This is a genomic window from Salinivibrio sp. MA427, assembly GCF_001996115.1.
GTDB lineage: Bacteria > Pseudomonadota > Gammaproteobacteria > Enterobacterales > Vibrionaceae > Salinivibrio > Salinivibrio costicola.
In genome coordinates this window covers 1-1,406 of the sequence record NZ_MUFH01000460.1, presented here as the reverse complement: position 1 = coordinate 1,406, position 1,406 = coordinate 1, and the positions used below count along the sequence as shown (strand labels likewise).

Sequence of the window (1,406 nt, the reverse complement as noted above, 5' to 3'; positions counted from 1 at the left end):
CGATAAAACTTAATAACCCAACGGGGCAAGACCTCATCTTGCAGGCAGCAGGAGTATTTCATGGAAAAGATGTTTCGCGTATCGACATTGGCTGCAGCGGTCTTGAGTGCAGTCGTGGCGGCACCAGCAATGTCACAAGATACAACGTCCGACTATGCAGGAAGTGTATCGCCCTTTTTTGCTGATTCAACGATTAACGGCAATCTCAATGTCTGGGCAAGAGCCAGAGATCGAGGAAATTATAAAAAGAATGGAGAAAAGGAAACCAATCTAGATCACGGTTCTATATTCACCAATCTCGCTTTTAATTCTGGCTATGCCGCGGATGTTGTAGGGCTAGATCTGATGGCATTTGCCACCTTTGATATGTGGCAAAACGGCAGCCCTGATCATGAAATGAACTTTTGGGGCGTGAATAACCCATACGACCAAGATCCAGATGACAGTCAATGTAGTGGGACGTGGGAGGCAGACTGCACAGATAACGGTGTTTCTTTGGCGACGGCTGCAGCAAAATTTAAGTTTGGAGACACAGCCACCGCGAAGCTTGGTTACTTTCAGCCTTCCGTCCCAAGTACCATAGGTATTAACTGGTCGTTTGCGCCAGGCACGCATCTTGGGGGTGAATTAGGTCTTAATTTTGACAAGCTTAATGTGGGTCTTGTGGTGTCAGAGCGTTATAAAGCGCCTTGGTTTAAAGAAACCTATGAATTTCAAACGACCAATGGTGAAGATGCCGGCACAGCGTATTCGCTAGGTGCGCGTTATGAGCTCGATAACGGTATTTCACTCGATACGGCCTACGGCGCGTTAAGTGATGGTGATCGTTGGAATGCACACCTTAAAGTGAAAGGTACCACAGAGGGTGGCGTGTATTGGTCGCCGCAACTCTATGTGGTTGATGACGATGAACAATATGATAGCACGGCATTCCAGCTAGCTATGCTTACCAGTATGTCATCAGGTCAATACTCTTATCGTGCAGAGGCCACTTATACCGAAGCCGACTCTGGAGATCCTGCTGTTGTGCAAAATCTCGCGTATCGTCTGACAAGTCAATACGGTGGTTCGAACGGTACTTATGACATTTGGTGGAATAATCGTTCCGATTTTAACCATGACGAAGAATTAGCAGTATTTGGTTCATTGTCCCGTGATTTCTCTGATATCGGCGCGACTGGCTTTAGTGCAGGCTTGAGCGGTGCTTATGGGTTTGGCTCATCGGCTCAAGGGTATGAGGATTTAACCGAGTACTCGTACAGCTTGTTTGCTAATTATGCGATTCAAGCCGGCGCCCTTAAAGACGCAAAAGTTAGCTTTTACTTCACGCAGTACTTCAATGATACGGATGTCGGTAACTGGGCACCTTACACCAATCTCTTCCAAGATGAAGATGACTTTAAGCT

1 protein-coding gene is annotated in these 1,406 nt (G+C 46.7%); it reads left to right on the top strand.

Going from position 1 to position 1,406, the window contains the following annotated elements:
- Positions 1 to 60: 60 nt before the first annotated feature.
- Positions 61 to 1,406: multidrug transporter (locus BZG79_RS15580; RefSeq protein ID WP_077774862.1), on the top strand; the 1,346-nt coding region annotated here is incomplete at its 3' end.